The 19,586-nt window shown below is 65.7% G+C and carries 22 protein-coding genes and 1 pseudogene; 12 read left to right on the top strand and 11 right to left on the bottom strand.

Annotation, left to right across the window (positions count from 1 at the left end; translation table 11 throughout):
* A partial coding sequence (locus BEK68_RS19025) for a hypothetical protein (protein WP_065851856.1) occupies positions 1–325 on the bottom strand: 325 nt, incomplete at its 3' end.
* A 237-nt stretch (positions 326–562) separates the two neighbouring features.
* Here BEK68_RS19025 and BEK68_RS19020 point away from each other — a divergent pair.
* From BEK68_RS19020 to BEK68_RS19005, 4 genes and pseudogenes are all read left to right on the top strand, one after another.
* Positions 563–1,342: a paraquat-inducible protein A gene (locus BEK68_RS19020; protein ID WP_012434972.1), complete on the top strand. Its 780-nt coding sequence runs from the start codon at positions 563–565 to the stop codon at positions 1,340–1,342.
* A pseudogene (locus BEK68_RS19015) lies at positions 1,339–2,077 on the top strand (paraquat-inducible protein A). The gene BEK68_RS19020 and the pseudogene BEK68_RS19015 overlap by 4 nt, the downstream one beginning before the upstream one ends.
* Complete coding sequence (locus BEK68_RS19010) at positions 2,074–3,717, top strand: intermembrane transport protein PqiB (protein ID WP_012434971.1); 1,644 nt, start codon at positions 2,074–2,076, stop codon at positions 3,715–3,717. Before BEK68_RS19015 ends, BEK68_RS19010 begins: the two are co-directional and overlap by 4 nt.
* A complete protein-coding gene (locus BEK68_RS19005) occupies positions 3,714–4,382 on the top strand; it encodes a PqiC family protein (protein ID WP_012434970.1) in 669 nt (222 codons plus the stop codon). The genes BEK68_RS19010 and BEK68_RS19005 overlap by 4 nt, the downstream gene beginning before the upstream one ends.
* A gap of 9 nt (positions 4,383–4,391) precedes the next feature.
* Here the strand turns inward: BEK68_RS19005 and BEK68_RS19000 are convergent, their stop codons facing one another.
* Positions 4,392–5,855, bottom strand: coding sequence for a PLP-dependent aminotransferase family protein (locus BEK68_RS19000; protein ID WP_012434969.1), 1,464 nt, complete (start codon positions 5,853–5,855; stop codon positions 4,392–4,394).
* 214 nt (positions 5,856–6,069) lie between these two features.
* Here BEK68_RS19000 and BEK68_RS18995 point away from each other — a divergent pair, with 214 nt between their 5' ends.
* The gene (locus BEK68_RS18995; RefSeq protein WP_012434968.1) at positions 6,070–6,408 is read left to right on the top strand and encodes a hypothetical protein; all 339 of its coding nucleotides are present in this window, start codon (positions 6,070–6,072) and stop codon (positions 6,406–6,408) included.
* An 18-nt stretch (positions 6,409–6,426) separates the two neighbouring features.
* On the opposite strand, the gene BEK68_RS18990 is transcribed toward BEK68_RS18995, so the two are convergent.
* Entirely contained in the window at positions 6,427–6,627 is a 201-nt protein-coding gene (locus BEK68_RS18990; protein ID WP_012434967.1) for a hypothetical protein, read from the bottom strand.
* Positions 6,624–6,905, bottom strand: coding sequence for a hypothetical protein (locus tag BEK68_RS18985; RefSeq protein WP_004629844.1), 282 nt, complete (start codon positions 6,903–6,905; stop codon positions 6,624–6,626). Before BEK68_RS18985 ends, BEK68_RS18990 begins: the two co-directional genes overlap by 4 nt.
* A 171-nt stretch (positions 6,906–7,076) precedes the next feature.
* Between BEK68_RS18985 and BEK68_RS18980 the strand changes: the two genes are divergently transcribed.
* Together BEK68_RS18980 and BEK68_RS18975 are read left to right on the top strand one after the other, a co-directional pair.
* Positions 7,077–7,664 carry a hypothetical protein gene (locus BEK68_RS18980; protein WP_012434966.1) on the top strand — a complete coding sequence of 196 codons (588 nt, stop codon included), beginning with the start codon at positions 7,077–7,079 and terminating at the stop codon, positions 7,662–7,664.
* Between the two features lie 135 nt (positions 7,665–7,799).
* Positions 7,800–8,432, top strand: coding sequence for a hypothetical protein (locus tag BEK68_RS18975; RefSeq protein WP_012434965.1), 633 nt, complete (start codon positions 7,800–7,802; stop codon positions 8,430–8,432).
* 54 nt (positions 8,433–8,486) lie between these two features.
* On the opposite strand, the gene BEK68_RS18970 is transcribed toward BEK68_RS18975, so the two are convergent.
* From BEK68_RS18970 to BEK68_RS18960, 3 genes are all read right to left on the bottom strand, one after another.
* On the bottom strand, positions 8,487–10,670 hold the full coding sequence (locus tag BEK68_RS18970) for a TonB-dependent receptor (protein WP_012434964.1): 2,184 nt from the start codon (positions 10,668–10,670) through the stop codon (positions 8,487–8,489).
* Between the two features lie 86 nt (positions 10,671–10,756).
* A complete protein-coding gene (locus tag BEK68_RS18965) occupies positions 10,757–11,173 on the bottom strand; it encodes a hypothetical protein (RefSeq protein WP_012434963.1) in 417 nt (138 codons plus the stop codon).
* Between the two features lie 105 nt (positions 11,174–11,278).
* The gene (locus tag BEK68_RS18960) at positions 11,279–12,265 is read right to left on the bottom strand and encodes a DUF6685 family protein (RefSeq protein ID WP_012434962.1); all 987 of its coding nucleotides are present in this window, start codon (positions 12,263–12,265) and stop codon (positions 11,279–11,281) included.
* Between the two features lie 229 nt (positions 12,266–12,494).
* Here BEK68_RS18960 and BEK68_RS25835 point away from each other — a divergent pair, with 229 nt between their 5' ends.
* Positions 12,495–12,656 carry a hypothetical protein gene (locus tag BEK68_RS25835; protein ID WP_012434961.1) on the top strand — a complete coding sequence of 54 codons (162 nt, stop codon included), beginning with the start codon at positions 12,495–12,497 and terminating at the stop codon, positions 12,654–12,656.
* 17 nt (positions 12,657–12,673) lie between these two features.
* Here the strand turns inward: BEK68_RS25835 and BEK68_RS18955 are convergent, their stop codons facing one another.
* Positions 12,674–13,894, bottom strand: coding sequence for an HD-GYP domain-containing protein (locus tag BEK68_RS18955; protein WP_012434960.1), 1,221 nt, complete (start codon positions 13,892–13,894; stop codon positions 12,674–12,676).
* A gap of 343 nt (positions 13,895–14,237) precedes the next feature.
* Between BEK68_RS18955 and BEK68_RS18950 the strand changes: the two genes are divergently transcribed.
* Positions 14,238–14,579: a hypothetical protein gene (locus BEK68_RS18950; RefSeq protein WP_012434959.1), complete on the top strand. Its 342-nt coding sequence runs from the start codon at positions 14,238–14,240 to the stop codon at positions 14,577–14,579.
* A gap of 82 nt (positions 14,580–14,661) precedes the next feature.
* Here the strand turns inward: BEK68_RS18950 and BEK68_RS18945 are convergent, their stop codons facing one another.
* The 3 genes from BEK68_RS18945 to BEK68_RS18935 form a co-directional block, all read right to left on the bottom strand.
* Entirely contained in the window at positions 14,662–15,177 is a 516-nt protein-coding gene (locus tag BEK68_RS18945) for a MarR family winged helix-turn-helix transcriptional regulator (RefSeq protein ID WP_004629863.1), read from the bottom strand.
* 73 nt (positions 15,178–15,250) lie between these two features.
* Positions 15,251–16,384 (bottom strand): ABC transporter substrate-binding protein, encoded by a 1,134-nt coding sequence (locus tag BEK68_RS18940; protein ID WP_012434958.1) that lies wholly within the window; start codon positions 16,382–16,384, stop codon positions 15,251–15,253.
* A 45-nt stretch (positions 16,385–16,429) separates the two neighbouring features.
* Positions 16,430–17,695, bottom strand: coding sequence for a flavin-dependent oxidoreductase (locus BEK68_RS18935; RefSeq protein ID WP_012434957.1), 1,266 nt, complete (start codon positions 17,693–17,695; stop codon positions 16,430–16,432).
* Positions 17,696–17,870: 175 nt separating this feature from the next.
* On the opposite strand from BEK68_RS18935, the gene BEK68_RS18930 reads away from it, so the two are divergent.
* From BEK68_RS18930 to BEK68_RS18920, 3 genes are all read left to right on the top strand, one after another.
* Positions 17,871–18,587 (top strand): GntR family transcriptional regulator, encoded by a 717-nt coding sequence (locus tag BEK68_RS18930; protein ID WP_004629868.1) that lies wholly within the window; start codon positions 17,871–17,873, stop codon positions 18,585–18,587.
* Between the two features lie 45 nt (positions 18,588–18,632).
* The gene (locus tag BEK68_RS18925; protein WP_004629871.1) at positions 18,633–19,310 is read left to right on the top strand and encodes a DUF2848 domain-containing protein; all 678 of its coding nucleotides are present in this window, start codon (positions 18,633–18,635) and stop codon (positions 19,308–19,310) included.
* Positions 19,311–19,337: 27 nt separating this feature from the next.
* On the top strand, positions 19,338–19,586 hold a 249-nt coding region (locus tag BEK68_RS18920; protein ID WP_249262940.1), incomplete at its 3' end, for an amidase family protein.

Here is a 19,586-nt window from a genome sequence, read left to right as displayed (position 1 = left end):
CGCCGGTCGTACTGCCCGTTGAATCGTTGGCACTGCCGCCATAGCTGCCACTCGAACCCGAGCGCGTATTGCCAGAGCGCCCTTGCTTACCGGTGGCGTTGCGGTTGCGCGAGGTGTCCCGGCCGCTGTTGGCTGAACTGCCGTTGGCGGTGCTGTCGCCCATGCCACTTGCAGTTGCGTCGGTGCCGGCACCACCCGCCGCAGACATGCTGCCCCCGCCCGCCGTACTGTTGGATGGGGCGCCCCCTGTCTGGGCATACGCCGCCGCGGTGCCGCCAGCCAGCGCCAGCGCGACGACAAGAGAAGAGGCTCTGAGATACGTCATGAATTGCTCCTTTGAGGTTGAGGACGTGCCCCCTCCGCTGCAGCAAGGCCCGTTCCGCCGTCACGCCGCGCAATGTAGAGCGAACCGATTGGCTGGATATTTGCTTGAGACCGTGCGTCAACATGCGGCGGGCCGCACTCAGCTATACATTCAACTGTGTATGTACAATCGCCTGCCCGACTGTCGGTGCGCCGTCGCATGCCTGTCCAACGCTGCCACCGCGCCCTCAGCCCGACGATGGAGCCGTCAAACGTGAAATTTCCCTTCCCGCTGCCCCAGTCATGGCGCGCAGCGGGCGACACCCCCGACGCCAAGGCCGCCCCGGTCGCCCTGCCGCTGCCGGGCGATCCCGATGCCTGGATCGCGTGCGAGCACTGCGACACCCTCCATCGCCACGAAGTCATTGCGCTGGATGAAGAGGCGCACTGCACGCGCTGCGGCGTCAAGCTGTACCGCAACCAGAGCGAGCGGCTCTCGGTGCTGCTGCCGCTGGTGTTGACGGGCATCATCGTCTACGTCGTCGCGAACATCTTCCCGATTGCCGAGATGAACGGCGGCGGCAACCGGCACGCCACCACGCTGTGGGGCGCCATCGTGGCGCTGTACGACTACGACATGCTGTTCGCTGCCGTGCTGGTGGCGCTCACCACGGTGTTCTTCCCCCTGATGTACATGTCGGTGCTGGCGCCGCTGCTTATTGCGCGAGTGCGTGGGCGGCAGCATCCGGCCGCAGCGCTGGTGCTGCGCGCGGCAGCGCTGATCCGCCCGTGGGCAATGGTCGAGATCTTCATGCTGGGCGTGGTGGTGGCGCTCATCAAAGTGGCGCGCATGGTGTCGCTGGAAGCCGATGCGGGCCTGTGGGCATTTGCCGCGCTCACCGTGTTCCTGACGGTGGCGTTGTCGATCGACCTGCGACCGTTCTGGCGCGAGATCGGCCTGACGCTGCCGCCGGGCTCACACATCGACGCGCCGACCGGCATGGACGCCGCGGCCCGCCCCGGCGAGGATCGCCCATGAACAGCGCCACCACGCCTGCACCGGCGCAACCCGGGTCAAGAGGGCCGCCCGCTGCGGGCCGCCGCACATGGCCTGGTGACATGCGAACGCTGCGGCCTGCTGGCGCGCATGCCCGACTCCAGGGCCGCCACGCAAGCGGTGCTCACGCGCGAATACGCGCCGGACGACACCGCCGCAGCGCCGGTCTGCCCGCGCTGCATGTCGCCCATGCACGTACGCAAGCCCGACAGCCTGGCGCGCTGCTGGGCGCTGCTGATTGCGGCCGCCGCCATGTACCTGCCCGCCAACCTGCTGCCCGTGATGATTACCGACACCCTGCTCGGCACACAGCAGGACACGATCATGAGCGGGATCGTCTACCTCTGGACGTCGGGGTCATGGCACCTGGCCATCATCGTGTTCATCGCAAGCTTTCTGGTGCCGCTGGCCAAGCTCGGCATCCTGGCGGTGCTGTGCCTTTCGGTGCAGCAACGCTGGCGCTGGAACCCGCGACTGCGCACGCGCCTGTATGCGCTGGTCGAAATCATCGGCCGTTGGTCGATGCTCGATGTATTTGTGGTGACGCTGCTCGCAGGCCTTGTGCATCTGTCGACGCTGGCCATCATCAAACCCGGCCCTGGTGTCGGCCCGTTTGCCGCCGTGGTGGTACTGACCATGTTCGCCGCCCGCTGTTTTGATCCCCGCCTGATCTGGGACGTCATCGACGAGCCCGATCCCGAAGAGACCGATGTATGACCGACCCCGTCGATAACGAAAACATTCCCGCGCCGCGCCGCATGAAGCGCAAGCGCTGGCTGCCCTCTCTGATCTGGCTGGTGCCGATCGTGGCGCTTACGGTGGGCGCCACGCTCATGGCGCGCGTGATCCTGGCGCGCGGCGCGCAAGTGACTGTCACGTTCAGCTCGGCCGAGGGCATTGAGGCAGGCAAGACGCGCGTGAAATACAAGAGCGTCGATATCGGCGTGGTCAAGGCAGTGGGGCTCACCGACGACCGCTCTGGCGCCGTGGTGCTGATCGAACTCACGCATGACGGCAAGGCGTTTGCCGCGTCCGACACGCGGTTCTGGGTGGTGCGCCCGCGCGTGGCGGCCGGCAGCATCTCGGGGCTCGGCACGCTGCTCTCCGGCGCGTACATCGGCGTGGACGGCGGCAGCTCACAGGAGAAGAAATCCACCTTCAAGGGCCTCGATACACCGCCGGCCATCTCCGCGGATGCGCCGGGCAAACAGTTCACGCTGCATGCGCCCGACCTGGGCTCGCTCGATATCGGCGCGCCGGTGTATTTCCGCCGCGTGCGTGTGGGCCAGGTCACCGCCTATGACATCGACACCGACGGCAAGGGCGTGACGTTGCACATCTTCGTCAACGCGCCGTTCGACAAGTTCGTGGCGCGCGGCACGCGGTTCTGGAACGCCAGCGGTATCGACCTCAAGCTCGACGCCAACGGACTGAAGGTCGATACACAATCGCTGCTGACCGTGGCGCTCGGCGGCATCGCGTTCCAGACACCCGAAGAAGCCGATCACGAGCCGGCTGCCTCCGATGCGCAGTTCCAGCTCGTGCGCAACGAAACCGCGGCGCTGAAGGACCCGGAACACCTGTCGCAGACCGTGGTGATGTACTTCCACCGCTCGCTGCGCGGGCTCAACGTAGGCGCGCCGGTGGAGTTCAAGGGCATCAACGTGGGCGAGATCAAGTCGATCGGCATCCACTACAGCAAGAAGCGCCACGAGTTCGTGCTGCCGGTCACGGCCACGCTGTACCCCACCCGCTTCGGCATGGACATCCGCGACGACAACCCTCAGCACGCCGCCGAAGACGTCCGCACGCAGTTCGACGTGCTGGTGAAGAACGGCATGCGCGCGCAGCTGAAGAGCGCGAGCCTGCTGACGGGCCAGCAGTTCGTGAACCTCGACTTCATCGACACGGCCGAGCGCGAGAAGACCGCGCCACGCTTCGGCATGCGCGATCGCGACGGTGCGTATGTGTTCCCGACGGCCGACAACCCCACGGACGATATCGAAGCGCAGATTGCCGGCATCGCCAAGAAGCTCAACAAGGTGCCGTTCGAGCAGATCGGACAAGACGTCCACCGCACACTCACAACGCTCGACGCTACGCTCAAGCAGACCGAGCAACTGGCCAAGACCGTCAACAGCGATCTCGCCCCGCAGATGAAGGAAACGCTGGCCGAGGCACGCCGCACGCTCGACTCTGCGCGGCAGGTCTTCTCCGACGATGCCCCGCTGCAACGCAATGCGCGCGACACGCTGGAACAGGTGGCCAAGGCCGCCGCGTCCGTGCGCGTGCTGACCGACTATCTGGACCGCCACCCGGAAGCGCTGATCCGCGGCAAGGCAAAGGACGCGCAATGATGCCGATGCAAACGACGATGCTGTCTTTTTCTCTTCGCGTGGCCGGCGGCGCTGCCTTGGCCTTGCTGGTTGGCGCGTGCGCCTCGCCCGAGCCGACCTTGCATACGCTGTCGGCGCGCCCTGAAGCAACCGACACCAGCCGCTTTCAGCGTGCATTCCGCCTCTCAGGCGTGCGGGTGCCCGATCGCCTGGACAAGCCGCAGATCGTGCTGCGTACGTCCGACAGCGAAGTGGTGGCGCTTGAGCAGCAACGCTGGGCGGCGCCGTTCGGTTCGGAACTGCGCGATGCGCTGTCTGCCAACCTGGCAGCGACGTTGTCTGCGGTGGACGTGGGTGGTGCTGCCGCGCCGGCGGGCGTGCCGCTCTACCGCATCGGTGCCGAGATGCGCAGCTACGACGCGCGGCCCGGACAAGGCGTGACCGCACTGGTGACGTGGCGCGTATCGCGCGATGCGGCCACCCAAGGCGCGAGCGCCGCCGCGCTCACCTGCCAGACGACGCTTGCGCTACCTGTGTCTGGGCCCTCCGCAGCCGCGGATTCAGAGGCTGGCGTCAACGCGGTGGTGTCATCCACGCAACGCCTCGTCCAGCAATGGTCGCAACAGATTGCGCAGAGTGTGCAGGGTCTGGAAGCGCCTTCCGCTGTGCCGGCGTGGTGCCGGTAGGTCGATCGGTCAGCGCTCGGCCAGTTCCTGCGTGATCTGGCCGAGCGTGGCAAGCGCAGCTTCCAGGTTGGCCGAAGGTGCCAGCCCGAAGCAGATGCGGAAGAAATGATCGAAGCGGTTCAGGTTCGAGAACATCGTGCCCGGCGCAATCCGGATGCCCTGTGCCAGCGCCGCATCGAACAGTTCCATCGACGACACGTTGGCTGGCAGCTCCACCCACATCGCCAACCCGCCTGACGGCACGGATAACCGCGTGCCGGCGGGAAAACATCCGGCAATCGATTCAGCCATCCGCTCGCGCTGTTCGCGCAACGTCTGGCGCAGCGTGCGCAGGTGACGGTCGTACGCGCCAGAGGCGATAAAGCGCCCCGCCAGCACCTGCGACCAAGAATCGTTCGGCCGCGATTGCGCAAACTTCAGCATCTGCACACGCCCCTGCCAGCGGCCGGCCGCCATCCAGCCCAGGCGCAGGCCGGGTGCCAACACCTTGCTCAACGACGCGCAATAAATGACGCTGCCTGTGCGGTCCCATGCCTTGAGTGCCCTGAGCGGCGTGGGGCTGTCGCCGAGCGCGCTGTAGGTATCGTCTTCAATAAGCGCGATGCGGTTGGCATCGCAAAAGGCCGCCATCCGGCGCTTGGCGGCGTCGGGCATGATGCTGCCGAGCGGATTCTGCAGATTGGGCACCACCACCACGGCGCGAATGTTGCCGTAGGCCTGCACCGCCATCTCCAGCGCTTCCAGCGACATGCCGGTGCGCGGGCTGGTAGGAATTTCCACCGCGCGCATGCCGAGGCTTTCCAGCACCTGCAGCAGCCCGTAGTAGGTCGGCGACTCCACCGCCACCGTATCGCCCGGCTGGGCCACCGCGCGCAATGCCAGGTTGACCGCCTCGATACAGCCGTGGGTGACGATGACGTCGTCCGGCGCGACCTGCACGCCCATGTCGAGCGCGCGGCGCGCCACGGCAGTCTGCAATTCAGGATGGCCGTTCGGGATGACGGCCTGTGTCAGCAGCAGCGGATACCGCCGCAGCACCTGCGACGCAATCCGGTTGAGCGCCGCTGCCGGATACAACGCGGCCGCCCCGCTCGCGCCGGATAGATCGACATGCACTGTGGCTTGCTGCCCGCGCGCCACGATGGCCGACACGCGCGCATGCACGCCCACGTAGGCCGCCGGATCCGGCGTCGACACCTCGGGTTCCTTCACCGGCGCGAGCAGCGCCCGGCGCGGCTGGCGCACAAAGTAACCCGAGCGTTCACGCGCTTCGAGCCAGCCTTCCGCCTCCAGATGCCGGCATACCTGCAGCGCAGTCGACAGACTGACGGCGTGCGTGCGCATCAGCATGCGTACCGACGGCATGCGCTCCCCCGGCGCCAACACCCCACTGCGGATCGCGCCGAGGTAATGATCGGCAAGCGTCCGATACAGCGGCTGCGCGGGCGGGGGAGTCAACTCGGTGACGGACATGGCGGCAAGGAGCGTCGGGCGGCAGCAAGCGGCAAGGAGAGGTGTCCAGCACATCATGCCGGCAAGACCGTGACCGCAACAGATACAGACGACGTCAAACTGTACCGCAACAGATTGTCACAAGAGCATGCCTGTTGCGCCGCACATTGCCAGTTCTGTGTCTGTTGCGCATTGAGCCGCGTGCCTACGCTGGAGCCATGTTCAGGAGATCGACATGACTACAGCGGCACCCACACCGAAACCCGAATGGCTGGCGCTTGGCGCTGGCCAGACGGGCCTGCACTGGCTGGCGGCCAGAACCACACTCGTGGCATTGGAAGGGAGCTTGCACCTCGAACCGCCATCGCGGGGCACGACCGAGCACTACGCGCTGGGCGCGGGCCACGCGCATGTGGTGGAAATGTCCGGATGGTGGCACCTGCACGCCGATACGCGCAGTGGGGCACACCTGCGCGTGGTCGCGCCGGCGCTTCGCACGCAGCGACCCGCATGGCCGGCGATGTGGCGCTGGGTGGCAAACTGGGCTCAGCCGCGCGGGACATTGCGCGGCTGAAGAAAGGTGCGAACGCTGTCAGCCCCGCTCCCCTGGCTTACGCGGCGGCACGCTGGGGCGCTTCCCGTCGTCCGAGCGAATCGACGCGTTCTCGAAGTCGCCCGGGTCTTCCTCGCCGACGCCGCTTTCGCTGGGGATGGCCGGCACCACGGGCCTGATGGCGTCACCCGAAGGCGCCTCGGCTTGGTCGTCACCACGAGGTTTCCTGGTGGCGCTCATGGCTGTTTCCGGCTGTTCTGGTGCTGCCCCAGACGCTGCTGGTTTTGTGGCAATTGCCCCTCTTGCGCGGCAGCACGGCCGTCCTCCGCGGGGGCCCGCATCGGGCGTTTCGCCGATTGGTCGGTGCCGTGCTGCATTGAAGTGCGCTCCTTGGCAACCCCGCGCGCTTGCTGCGCTTGCGCGTTGTGCTCGCCCTTCTTGCTTTCGCTCTTTCGTTGCCCCGCTTTTTCTCCCGCCTGTGCAGCGGGCTTGTGCGGTTGCTGTGCGTGTTGCTTCATCGTCAGCCTCCTGGTTTCGGTTACGGACGGCCCGTCCGCGCCGAATGGGTCGCAACGAGCGTGCCGCCAAAACAATGCGCTGGCGTACGCGGCCTGCGCCGCACGCAGGTATCTGCCTTGCTGCATTGGCTGTGTCGCGCCTTGGCGCACAAGCACGCATGGAGAATCCACATGGCAACGAGCAACCTGTATCGCACCGGCGAAGCACCCGCACAAACCGGCAAGGGCCACGGCACCGATGCCCTGGGGCCCTCCGACAGTTCGGACTCGGGCAGCGACGTGGTCGGCGGGCCGGGCCTGGGCAGTGACGTTGAAGACCGCTTTGACGACGATCCCGCGGTCCATCCGCACGGCAACGCCGCCAACCGCACAGCCGGCGCGGACCTTGGCGACGTCAACCTCGACAGCGACACCGATTCCACCGGTACCGGCGAGCGCCGCGCCGCTGGGCACGAACCCGTCATACGCGAAGGCGGCGACCTGATGCCCGACGCCATACGCGACGTGCATGACCCCGAAGTCGACACCCCCATCGACGACGAGAACTTCGAACACGCCACAGGCCTGGCCGGTGAAAACGATGACGCAGATGCCCCCGACGCGGTCGAACTCGACGAAGCGCCGATCGACCCGCAACCCGGCAGCCGCGACGTGCCGGTGCAATCGCCCACGGGCGGCGGCACGGATTGGTCCGACAACATGCGCCGCAGCCGCCCGACGTACAAGGGCAAGCGCGTGCCGGGCCAGCATCGCAGTTGAGTTGGCCGATGAATGCGGGCCGCCCTGCACGCGAACGCGGTCCGGTCTAGACTGGCGGCGGACCAGCTCTTCGCGGATACGCGCGCACGCTGGCCCGCCGCGCCCACGTTTGGGTGAACCACACGCGCCTGCCCAATGACCCGTCTACGCTTTTCTGCCCGTACTGCTGCAGTTGTCGCCCTTGTGACTGCTGTCCTTCCACTCGCCGCATCCGCACAAAATACCGCCGCGCCCACGCGTGTGCGGGCCACCATCAATGCGGTCCACAGCACGGCTGTCGACGTGACCGACACCTCCGGCAACAAGGCTACCGTGACGCTGCCTGTGGACCTCAACATCACGCAAGTTGCGCCGATCGAGCCGTCGGCCATTCGCGCGGGCAGCTATATCGGCACGGCCGCCGTCAAGGAACCGGACGGCACGCTGCGCGCGCTGGAAGTGCACGTGTTTCCGGAAGCCATGCGCGGCACCGGAGACGGCCACCGCCCATACGACCTGGGGCCGAACAGCAGCATGACCAACGGCACGGTCGAACAGGCAGGCGCCGTCACCGGCGCGCAGGGCCGCACGCTGTCGGTCAAATACAAGGATGGGGAGCAGCGCATCGTGGTGCCGCCGCAAGTGCCGATCGTCACCTTCGAGCCGGGTCGGCGCGATGACCTGAAAGCCGGTGCGCACGTCGTCATGTTCGTGCGCGCTGATGCGCAGGGCACGCTGGTTGCACAACGGGTGCTGGTCGGCAAGGACGGGATGGTCCCGCCGATGTGATGACGATGTAATGGATGCAACATCGGGCCAGCGACATGTGCTGGCCCGATTTGCTTAGAACGGCTTGCTGACCGACAACAGGAACGTACGGCGCGGTGCAAACTGCGGCGCCCCCACGCCGATGCCCGTGCCGTCGCGCAACTGGTAGCTGCGGTCGAAGATGTTCAGCACGGTCAGGCGCGTCTTGAACTTGCCCAGCGTCGGCAGGTTGAAGTCGCGGGCGGCGCCCACGTTCATCTGCCAGTAGGCCGGCAGGTGGTCGGTGTTGACAAAGCCGTTACGCAAGCCCGTTCCGAACAGCACATCGCTCGTATACGTCGTGCCGGAATACCGGTACGACACGCCAGCCGACGCGGTCAGGCGCTGGTCGTGATCGAGGTTGACCCAATGGCTGTTGATATAGGCCAGCTCGTTGGCACCAAAGTTGAACTGGCCGGTCTCGATGCCCTTGCCCTGCGCGCGCGACACGGCCAGATTCAGGTATGCCCCGAAGTTGCCGTTGCGATAGTTCGCACTGCCTTCCAGCCCGTAGATCCGGCCACGCTCGTAATTGAACGCCGAGTACAGCAGCGCGTTGCCGAACTGCCCTTCGTCCTGCAGATGGCGCACGTCGCGGTAATACGCATCCAGACCCAGCGTCAGATGCGGCGTGAGCTGGTGCGAAATCCCCAGATCAAAGTAGTTCGAACGCTCCGACTTGACGGCCGTGTTGGCGTCCGACGGCAGCGCGTTGGTCGTGCCTGCAAAGGCCTGCACCGACGTGGTGTCGAACTTCTCCGTGGGCGGCGGCGTGAAGTAGCGCGCGTAGCCGGCATGCACGCGGGTACGCGGCGTCAGGTCGTACGTCAGGCCAAGGCGCGGGCTCAGTTGCTGCTCGCTGACGATGGTGTTGACGCGGTCGTAGCGCGCGCCGTAGTTGACGGTGAGCTTGTCGGTGGGCTTCCACTCATCCTGCAGGTAGACGCCCAGGGTCGTGCCGCTGCCGCTGTGGTTGTCGACGATGGTGAACGGCGTGGTGCTGGTCTGCGCACCGGAGTCGTCGGCGGCAAACACGCTGGCGGTGTTGTTGGCCACGTAGCGCTCGCGCTGAACGAACACACCGGCACGCAGCGTGTGCTTGTCGGTCAGCTTGTAGCTCGCATCGCCCTGCACGCCGTAAGCCTCGTTGCGGCGGGTAATGTCGGCGGCCACGCCGTTGTAGACGAGATCACCGATCGGATCGGGCATGTAATCGATGCGGCTGACACGGCGGAAGACCGACACCTGGTAGTCGAGCTTGGGCGACACCTTCTGCTGATACGTCAGAATCTGGAAGTCGGTCTTCTCACGCTGATTGGCGTTGAGGGCTTCCGACGCCGGCGGCACCGCGCCATCGAGCGTGAATTTCGGCGTCAGGCCCGGTCGCGTCGGAATCTGGAAACGGCCGTTCGATGTGCCGAACATGAAGCTCACGCGGCTGTCGTTGTCGAGCAGGTACGACAGCATGCCGAACGACTTGTTTTGCGTGGTGTGGTCGTGCGTGGCGTTGCGGTTGCCGGTGGGGTTTTCAATGCCGAGGTTGTTCTCGGCAAACACGCCCGACAGGTAATAGCTGAAGCGGTCTTTCGTGCCCTGGATCTGCGCATTGACCTCGTGCGTGGCATTGCTGCCGAGCACCGTGCCGATCTCGCCGCCAAAGGCCTTCGGCTCGCCATCCTCATCGGTCGATGCGCCTTTGGTGGTGATGTCGACGATGCCGGCGGTGCGGTAACCGTACTGCGCGGGCAGTGCGCCGGTCAACACGTTGATCTGGTTGGCGAAGCGTGTATCGAGCATCTGCCCGAAACCGCTAATCGGCTCAGGCACGATCACGCCATTGATGCGGTACTGCAGGTTGGAGTGGTCCCCGCGCACGTGCAACTGACCGTACGAATCCTGCACCACACCCGGCGCCTGCAGCAGCACTTGGTTGAGCGGCGTGGCATCGCCCAGCGGCAGGCGGGCGATGTCATCGGTGTCGAACTTGTAGACGGAGCTGCCGGTGTCCGGCGACAGCGCATTGCGTGCGGCGTCCAAGCGCTTGGCCGTGACGCGGGTTTCGCTGAGGTCGCGCACGTTGGTGGCGGGTGCCGTCGTGGTGGGCGTGGAAGGAGCGGCGGCCGGCGGCGTGGCCTCCTGAGCCAGGGCGGAAACCGAGGCGACGGACGGCAGGACGGCGGCAAGCGCCATCACCAGCTTGCTGGGCTGGAACGGAATCATGAAAGACCTTTGAATCGAGCGGATGCGTTAAACAGCGGCCCGCGCATGCGTCAACACAACGCGCGCGCCGACGGGCAGGGCAGGAATCAAAGGCGGAATGGAGGATCGCGCGAACACACGGCCACCGGAAAGACCGGCGCGCCCGCATGAAAGCCGATGCGCGGAAAGTGCCAGCGCCGCGTATGCGCTAGGCGCAGCGCCACCAGCATCGGCAAGGCAGCCGCCAGCGCAGCATAGGCAGCGCACTGCAAGCACGCGGCGTGCTCCTGCGCGGGCTGGCTGCGCTCGGCGCTGGCCGGCTTGGCCGTGGCGGCGGCGTTGAACTCGACGCCGGCCGCTTCGCCGAATTCACTCCAATGCGAGAGCGCATGCCGCAGCGCGCCCTGCTGACCAAACAGCAGGAACACGGCCAGCAGGCAAGCCAGCCAACGCGGATGGAGGAAGGAGGAGCGGAAGGAACGCAAGGTCGGGCGCAGGTGCCGGCGCACAATGTCACCCGACATTGTGCGCCCCAATGCAACTAAGTTGCGAATTCTGACACCAGCCGCCTGATTCAGCAATCCGTCAGGTGGAGGGGCAGAACAACCCCCGACCGTAGCGCCCTTGTATTACAAGCGCGTGTGCGCAAAACCCGGCATGAGACCCGTCGGCACGCCCAGGCTCGGCACCGGCACGCGCTTCCAGTTGGAGCGCGTCTTGCGGGCGGCCTCGGCGCGTTGCGCGGGGGCGCCCACCTCGGTGGCATCGTGCAGGCTGGCCAGCCAGGCGCCATAGTCGAACCAGCCGTCGCGCACGAGTTGCTCGCCCACGCAATTGGCAAAGCGGTCGGACTTGGGCAGGAAGCACAACTCGAAGCCTTCGGCCTCGCGGCGCCCATGCATCCAGCGATGCGGCACCTGGTGGCTGGCCAGCGCTTCCGACAAACGCGTGCCGTAACGCTGCTGCCCTTGCCGCCGCGCGCCGATCACATAGAAGCCGTCAAGCAACCGACGCAGCCCCAGCGCAGACCGCGCGTGACGCACTTCGGCATCGATCAGCAGTTCACGATTCTGCGTTCGCGCCTGCAACGCCAGGGCGGCGAAATGGTGCGCGCCCCACTCGTTCATGTAGAACAGCTCGCCGCCGGCAAAGTCGTAGGCACGGAACACGTTGGCCTGATCGGCGTAGCGGAAGACGTGGCGCCGGTTGGCGGCAAAGTCGGCGTCCGTGCTGTGCGGAATGCGACGGCAATGCTGATGCGCAAACACCAGCATGCTCGGGAACGAATGCACCGAGCACGGCGACTGCGCCAGCCCCGTCACCGCGCGGATATCGATCTTGCGATGCTCGCGGCGCACGCCCACAAGCTGAGCCAGGTGGTGGTGCAGCTCGTCCACCCATTCGGCATGCGCAAGATGCTTGGGAAACAGTTGATGCGCGGGTTCGGCAAGGCCGCCCTCGAACAGGAACGGCACGCTCTTGTGCCAGATATCGAGTTTCCAGTGCGACAGCGCATCGCTAGGCGTGCGATGGTGTGCAACCGATTGCGTGACATTGAAGGCGCGCGACCGGACAACCCAGTTCGACGCCGCATGCAGCAGATTGGAAACGTTCATGTCACCCCCCGGAAGACTGAATCGTTTGTTTGCGGATTGCCGACGTCGCTCTGAATGTGTGGCGATTGTTCAGCAATGTAAAAACCAACGACTCAAACGTACCCCACTTTAGAGGGGTGCGCCATGAAGTTTGTTGAAGTCCGTGTTAAGAAAAATACACATAAGTCGTAGGGGCTTGCCAGGCGCGCGACATGGTGGAAGAGAGGCATCCGCAGATCAGGAGATCGCGATGCCCACCCAGCCACGCCGTTCCGAAACCGATACGACACAGCCCGCAAGCCCCAAAGCGCAGCCCGAGCCGGCCAAGCGCAAGCCGGGCGAGCCGCTGGTACCACGCGACACCCGCCCGAATCCAGCGGAGCAGAAAGAGCCTCCCGTGGAAGACTTCTGACGCCGTGAGCCGACGCCTCAGACCAGGCACATGTCGGAGACTTCCTCGTCCGACAAACCCCAGGTGGTGGCGTCTTCCACGGTGACGATCGAATCGTCGGACTTGCCCAAACTGATGCGCTCGGGGCGCACGCGCGTCTTGGTGTTGCCCGAATAGAAAACGACCACATCCGGCTTGAGCGCAGACGCATCGTTCTGGTGGACTACCACACCCAGCCGGTTAGTGCGCAGTTTGACCAGCGTGCCCACCGGGTAAATGCCCACGCTGCGCGTGAAGGCCTGGAACACGGTCCGGTCGAACTGCGTGTCTGTGCGCGCCATCATGTATTTCAGCGCCTGCGCGGGAGACCACGCATGGTGGTACGGGCTGCTCGACGTGAGCGTGTCGTACACATCGCAAATGGCGCCCATCTTGGCCCACAGGCTGATGCCGTCGGCCTTCTGGGCGTCGGGATAGCCGCTGCCGTCAATGCGCTCATGGTGGTGCAGGCAGATCTCGCGCGCAATCTCGCTGAACTGGCCGGTACCCTGCAGCAGGTGATGGCCGCCCACGGCGTGCGTCTGCAGCAGCGCCAGCTCGTCCTTGGTGAGCGCGGTGCTCTTGTCGAGCAGCGTGCGCGGCATGGCGGATTTGCCGATGTCGTGCACCAGCCCGCCCAGCCCGCATTCGCGAATCTCGTCTTCAGGCAGCCCCAGCGTCTTGGCCAGCGCCACCATCAACGCACACACGGCAAACGAATGCAGGTAGGTGTAGTCGTCCTTGTTCTTCAGCCGCGCCAGCGCAATCAGCGCGTAGGAGTTGCGTGCCAGCGAGTTCGACACGTCATCCACCAGCAGCAGCGCCTTTTCGGTTTCCAGCGCACGGCCCATGCGCGCTTCGGCAAACATGTGGCCAAGCGTCGCCTTGCCGTTCTGCATCAGCTGCTGGGCGTGCTTCCACTCTTCCTTGAGCGACGTCGGCGTGAGCGGCGGCCGCGCGGCCAGGGTTTCGCGCGTGAGCGGCTCGGGCGCGGGTGCCGGGGCCGGAGCCGGGGCGGGCATCAGCGTCTCCGACATGACGTCTTCGCCGCGCTCGGGGTCGATCCAGATCTCGGTGATACCCGCGCGGCGGATGTCGTCGATCTGACCCTGGTGGGACAACTGGAATTGCGCACGCCAGAACGGATGCTTGAGCCAGGACCCGCCCAGCTTCATCACAAACATGCCGACACGCAATTGGCTCGCATCGATTCGCTTCATACCCTGCCTACCTCGGCTCGAAGTCCGGTTTTTTGATTGAATTAGGGGAGCGGCGTGCCAGCCGACACTGGCTCGTGTTTCGCAGTCTAGGCGTTTTACGTTGGTGGATGCTCTGGTCCATCAGCGCGCCAAACCGCGCTTGGCTTATCGGCAAGCCTGCGCAAAACTTGAGGCGAATGTGGATTGGGCGACTTACGGCACACCCCAGCCTTGGCAAGCAAACGGCGGAACAGTGGCTGTGGCGGCGGTCGAATCAAACAGGTGATGCGTCAAGACCCTCGCCTGTCGGGCTGGCGGCCCGGCGTGGGAGGGGTACACTAGCCTTCAAGGATTCGCATCCGATATGACTCAAGATCCCACCACTCAACGCAAGCAGCAGAACGACGATGACTTCGCGCTCACCCGCGACGCCATCCGGTGGCTCGCGTCCCTGCCTGACCCGGTGCGGCCGATCGAACTCGGCCGGAAGTTTCCGCGCATCATCAACACGATCGCCGTCAAGTGGGCCGATTTCATTGGCTGCCGGCGCTATCTGAACAGCCTGCAGATTGACGAGCGCGGTGGCCGCCAGGGCTTTCCGTTCGAGATCGTCCAGGAAATCTGCGCGCTGCGCGAGTACTTCGATTCGCTGTATCCGCCGGACAAGGACCTCTGGCAGAAGGCCATCGACGCGAACAAGCGCTGAAGCGTTCGCGGCTCGCAGTTCGAACCAAAGCAAAGCGGCCCACCTTCGGGCCGCTTGTCATTTGCACGCGCCGGCTTGCAGATCAGGAAGCAGAATCCGGCCCCGAGGCCAGCTTGTTGAGCAGCGCCAGCAGCGTGTATCGCTCGTCGGTCGAAAGATGCGCGGTCACGCGGGCATCGTGCGCGGTGACGGCCCGGGTGATGTCGTCGAGGGTAGTCGCGCCCTTGGCGGTCAGCACGAGCCGGAACGCGCGCTTGTCCTTGGGCGAGGGCTGGCGCTCGACCATGCCCATGTCTTCCAGCGTATCGACCAGCAGCACCGCACCGGAGCGTGCCACGCCCAAGATGTTGGCCAGCTCGGTCAGCTTGAGGTTCGGGTTGTGCGCGATCACGGTCATGGCCGAGAAGCGCGGCGGCGTGATGTGCCACGTCTGCAGGGAGCGCACGAAATCTTCGTAGATGTGCAGCTGCGCGCGGCGCACGGCATAGCCGACCAGCCCATCGAGCGCGCCATACTCCACGTCCGCCAGATGCGGGTTGAAATGCCCCGAAGGGGCCACGGCGGGATACAGGTCGTCGGCTTTGGGCGTGCGCGGCATGGCGGTGTCGAGGGTGAAGGACCCCTCGATTATCGTCGGCGATGCGCCCGCCGGCCATGCGGGCGCATACGCGTCAGTTCAGCAATTTCCACTTGCCGTGGTCGATGGTCAGCAGCACACGGCCACGTGCGTCAAAGCCGAAGTGATCCGTGGCCGTGTAGTTGAGCACCCCGTGCGAAACGACAATGTCGTGCTCCGATTCCAGCGCGTTCTTCAGCGCCTGGCGGAACTCAGACGTGCCGGGCTTGGCCTTCTTGAGCGCCACCGGCACGATGCGCTGGAGCACCTGCAGCGCATCCCACGTGTGGGCGCCGAACTGCGTGCGCGTGTCGGGGCCGTTGGCCTTCTCATACCGCGTCACGTATTCAAGCGCCGTCTTTTTGCTCGGGTGGCTGTCGGGCAATTGCTCCGCCACGATCACCGGGCCTGCCGGCAGGATGGCTCCATCGACCGCCTTGCCGCCGATGCGGATCAGGTCTTTCGTCGCCGCGCCGTGCGTCTGGTAGATCGGCCCCGCATAACCCCGATCGCGCAACGCGGTGTGCGGCAGCGCAGCGCCCGTGCCCGCGCCGGCCACCAGGATCGCATCCGGCTTGATGCTGACCAGCTTGGCGACCTGCCCCGTCACGCTGGTATCCGCGCGGGCATAGCGTTCCACGTCGACGATCTTGATGCCGCGCGGCGTGGCGGCGGCGGTGAAGTCCTTCAGCCAGCTTTCGCCGTACGCATCGGCAAAGCCGATGAAGCCGACGTTCTTGACGCCGGACGCCTCCATGCGCGTGGCAATCGCCTCGGCCATCAGCGAGATCGGCTGCGCAAGCCGGTAGGTCCAATCGCCCTTGCCCGGTTTCAGCTCGACCGGCGCCAACGCCAGTTGCGGCGTGTGCGATTCAGTGGCGACTTCGGCAATCGCAATCGACGGTGCCACCGCCGATGAGCCAACGATGATGTCGACGTGGTCTTCCGTCACGAGCTTGCGCGCCAGGCGCGTGCCGGTGCTCGGGTCGGAGGCGTCATCCACCACCACGAGGCGCAGCTTTTCCCCGCCGATGGTGTCCGGATAGAACGCCAGCGAGTTCTTCTGCGTGATGCCGAGCGACGCCGACGGACCTGTGGTCGACAGGCTCACACCAACGACGATTTCGGCATGGGCTGCGGTGGCAAGCAACAGCGCAGCGGCGGCGCAGAGGGTGCGGCGGATGGTCATGGGGTCCCCTTTTCTCTTCTGGCGTGTGAATGCGTTACGGGTTTTTCAGGCGCGGCGGGGCATGGGCAGCTGATCGCGCAGCGATTGCGGATCGAAGCCGGCCAGCTTTTTATAGCGCATCGCAATCCCTTCCAGCTCGGAGCGCGGGATCACGTCGTCGATGCGCGCAAAGCCTTGGGGTGCGCGTTCATGCGCGAGTTGCATGACCTGCTCCGGGCCATTGAGGCGATTGCGCAGCACGATGCCGGCCGTGCGCGGCAGGCGGTCGGCCTCGTACTCACGCAGCGCCACGCCAGTGTCGCGCGTGGCGAGCAGGCAATCGACCAACGCGCGTGCATCGAGAATCGCCTGCGCGCTACCGTTCGAGCCGATCGGATACATCGGGTGCGCCGCATCGCCCAGCAGCGTGACGCGACCGAAGGTCCAGCGTGGCAACGGGTCTTTGTCGACGAGCGGGAATTCGTACACGGCTTGCGCACCGTCGATCAAGGCCGGGATGTCGATCCAATCCCATTTCCAGTCGGCGAAGGCGCTGCGGAAGATCGCGCGATCGACCTCGCGGTTCCAGTCGCTGCGTGGCGGCGCCTCGTCGGGCACGCGCAGTTCGGCAATCCAGTTGATGCGTGAGCGGCCCTGCTGGCGCAGTGGTTCCGAGATCGGATAGGCAACGAACTTCTGGTCCTGGTGGCCTGCCATGAACATGGTGCGGCCATCGAGATACGGCGCTGCGTCGGTGACGGCGCGCCACAGCATGCGGCCCGCAAAACGTGGGGCATCGCCCGTCGGGTAGAAGTGCCGGCGCACGGCAGAGTGGATGCCATCCGCGCCGATCAGCACGTCTGCCGAGGATTCAACCACGGTGTCGTTGGAGCGATCGCGCAGGGTGAAGCGCACGGGGCCGCCCTTCTCACCCGTCGATTGGACCGCCTCGAAGCTGTGACCAAGACGGATGCAACCAGCACCGAGCCGCTCAATCACGGCATCGGCCAGGGTCATCTGGAATTCGCCGCGATGGATGGAGAACTGCGGCCAGTCGTACCCGGCGGCCAGCCCGCGCGGCTCGTGCCAGATCGGCTGGCCGAAACGGTTGTAGTAAGCCAGCGCGGATGTGCGAATCGCCAGCGCACTCAGCGTGTCTTCCAGGCCCAGTTCGCACAACTGGCGCGCGGCGTGCGGCAGCAGGTTGATGCCAACGCCCAGCGGCCGCAGCGTCTGCACAGCCTCCCACACTTCGACCTCGAAACCTTGGCGCTCGGCCATCAACGCGAGCGTCAGGCCGCCGATGCCCGCCCCGATGACGGCGATCTTCATGGCTGTCTCCCTGAAATTTGTTGCAGTCTATAACGAATATCAACGGCAGCCAGCCGGAGGCATATCAGGGCAAATACTTAGATGAAGACAGCTGAATGCGGCGTGTTGGCCGCTTGACGCTCTGTGAGATATCACAATACCATCACTCGACTTTTACTAGATTCAAGGCCGCCCCATGTCGCGTCCCATCAAGCTGGTTTCAGGCGCCGCCAAACCCGCGCCCGCACCGTTTGCCGTTGAGCCGGCAGCCCATGCGCCCAAGGGCGCCGCCATGCGTGAACTCGCCTACAACGAGATCAAGCGCCGCATCATGGCGTGCGAATTCCGCCCCGGCGAGCCGCTCAACGAAGCACAGCTCGGCGCGCTTCTCGGGCTGGGCCGCACGCCCATCCACCAGGCGCTGCATCGTCTGGAGGTGGAAGGGCTGGTGCAGATCCTGCCGCGCAAGGGCGTGCTGGTGACGCCGCTGTCGCTCAACGACGTGCTCGACATGATCGAGGTGCGCGCCACCAACGAGATCCTGTGCGTAACGCTGGCCGCCGAGCGTGCCCACCCGGCCGATTTCGAGGCCATGCGCGCCATCGTCGAAGCATCGCCCGCGCTGATCGAGCACCGGGACATTGCCGCGCTGGCCGCGCTGGACCTCAAGTTCCATCTCGCCATTTCCGCTGCCTCGCGCAACCGCGTGCTGGCCGAACTGCTGCGCGGCCTGCACGAGAAGCAGGCGCGCTTCTGGTTCCTCTCGCTTTCAGAGCCGCAACACCTGCAGAACGTGTACGACGAGCACCTTGCCGTGCTCGATGCGCTGGAGCGCCGCGATGTGCCCGCAGCGCGCGAAGCCATTCGCGAGCACATCGACGAGTTCCGCCGCACGATCATCCGCACGCTCTGACCCCGATTCCCCCCGTTTGTTGTTCCCGCCTCTTCCGGATTCCGCATGACCACGCTGCACCTGAACCTGATCGGCCACGGCCCCATCGACGTGACCGTGGACCACCTTGTCATTGCCGGCTGGACCGGCCGCGATGCCGAAGCCGTCGAACACCACATTGCCGAGCTTGAAGCGATTGGCGTGGCGCGTCCGGCGCGCGTGCCGTGCTTCTACCGCGTGTCGGCCTCGCTGCTGACGACCGACGCCACCGTGGAGATTCCCGGCGCCGATTCGTCCGGCGAAGCGGAGTTCGTGCTGTATTCCACGCCGATGGGCCTGCTGGTCGGCATCGGCTCGGACCACACCGACCGCAAGGTCGAAGCCTATGGCGTGACGGTGTCCAAGCAGATGTGCGCCAAGCCCGTGAGCCGCGACGTGTGGCGCTTCGAAGCGCTGGCCGACCATTGGGACAGCCTGCAGATGAAGACCTGGCGCACCCGCGACGGCCAGACCGCGCTGTACCAGGAAGGCGGCGTCACCCGCATGCTCGACCCGCGCGACCTCATCCGCCGCTACACCGGCAACGACACGCTCCAGGTGGGCACCGCCATGTTCTGCGGCACGCAGCCCATCATCGGCGAACTCGGTTTTGGCGAGGCCTTCGACATGGCCCTGATCGACCCCGTGTCGGGCACCGAGCTGCGCCATCGCTATGCTGTCGACACGCTGCCTGTTGAAGGCTGAAGCGCCCCACCTCACGGAGACCACCGCATGATGACGCCCCGCCCGAACATGATCCGCGCGCTGGCCGCTGAACTGGCAGCCGGTCGCACCACCAGCATCGCGCTGACCGAAGCCGCACTGGAGCGCGCCGAATCGCACCGCGCCGCGGGCGGTGCCGCCTATGTGAGCATTGACGTGCAGGCCGCGCTGGCGATGGCGCGCGCCGCCGATGCCGCGCGTGCGGCGGGCAACGTGCCCTCGCTGCTGGCCGGGCTGCCGGTGTCGATCAAGGATCTG

The sequence above is a fragment of the Ralstonia pickettii genome (genome assembly GCF_001699815.1).
Taxonomy (GTDB): Bacteria; Pseudomonadota; Gammaproteobacteria; order Burkholderiales; family Burkholderiaceae; genus Ralstonia; species Ralstonia thomasii.
This window is presented reverse-complemented; position numbering and strand designations above follow the sequence as displayed.

Coding starts and splice junctions, on each gene's coding strand:
- BEK68_RS18975 (WP_012434965.1), top strand. CDS start 7,800: ATGACCCGTCTACGCTTTTCTGCCCGTACTGCTGCAGTTGTCGCCCTT.
- BEK68_RS19005 (WP_012434970.1), top strand. CDS start 3,714: ATGATGCCGATGCAAACGACGATGCTGTCTTTTTCTCTTCGCGTGGCC.
- BEK68_RS18930 (WP_004629868.1), top strand. CDS start 17,871: ATGTCGCGTCCCATCAAGCTGGTTTCAGGCGCCGCCAAACCCGCGCCC.
- BEK68_RS18985 (WP_004629844.1), bottom strand. CDS start 6,905: ATGAAGCAACACGCACAGCAACCGCACAAGCCCGCTGCACAGGCGGGA.
- BEK68_RS18990 (WP_012434967.1), bottom strand. CDS start 6,627: ATGAGCGCCACCAGGAAACCTCGTGGTGACGACCAAGCCGAGGCGCCT.
- BEK68_RS19000 (WP_012434969.1), bottom strand. CDS start 5,855: ATGTCCGTCACCGAGTTGACTCCCCCGCCCGCGCAGCCGCTGTATCGG.
- BEK68_RS18940 (WP_012434958.1), bottom strand. CDS start 16,384: ATGACCATCCGCCGCACCCTCTGCGCCGCCGCTGCGCTGTTGCTTGCC.
- BEK68_RS18925 (WP_004629871.1), top strand. CDS start 18,633: ATGACCACGCTGCACCTGAACCTGATCGGCCACGGCCCCATCGACGTG.
- BEK68_RS18965 (WP_012434963.1), bottom strand. CDS start 11,173: ATGTCGGGTGACATTGTGCGCCGGCACCTGCGCCCGACCTTGCGTTCC.
- BEK68_RS18955 (WP_012434960.1), bottom strand. CDS start 13,894: ATGAAGCGAATCGATGCGAGCCAATTGCGTGTCGGCATGTTTGTGATG.
- BEK68_RS19010 (WP_012434971.1), top strand. CDS start 2,074: ATGACCGACCCCGTCGATAACGAAAACATTCCCGCGCCGCGCCGCATG.
- BEK68_RS18935 (WP_012434957.1), bottom strand. CDS start 17,695: ATGAAGATCGCCGTCATCGGGGCGGGCATCGGCGGCCTGACGCTCGCG.
- BEK68_RS18945 (WP_004629863.1), bottom strand. CDS start 15,177: ATGCCGCGCACGCCCAAAGCCGACGACCTGTATCCCGCCGTGGCCCCT.
- BEK68_RS18980 (WP_012434966.1), top strand. CDS start 7,077: ATGGCAACGAGCAACCTGTATCGCACCGGCGAAGCACCCGCACAAACC.
- BEK68_RS19020 (WP_012434972.1), top strand. CDS start 563: ATGGAGCCGTCAAACGTGAAATTTCCCTTCCCGCTGCCCCAGTCATGG.
- BEK68_RS18970 (WP_012434964.1), bottom strand. CDS start 10,670: ATGATTCCGTTCCAGCCCAGCAAGCTGGTGATGGCGCTTGCCGCCGTC.
- BEK68_RS18995 (WP_012434968.1), top strand. CDS start 6,070: ATGACTACAGCGGCACCCACACCGAAACCCGAATGGCTGGCGCTTGGC.
- BEK68_RS18960 (WP_012434962.1), bottom strand. CDS start 12,265: ATGAACGTTTCCAATCTGCTGCATGCGGCGTCGAACTGGGTTGTCCGG.
- BEK68_RS18950 (WP_012434959.1), top strand. CDS start 14,238: ATGACTCAAGATCCCACCACTCAACGCAAGCAGCAGAACGACGATGAC.
- BEK68_RS25835 (WP_012434961.1), top strand. CDS start 12,495: ATGCCCACCCAGCCACGCCGTTCCGAAACCGATACGACACAGCCCGCA.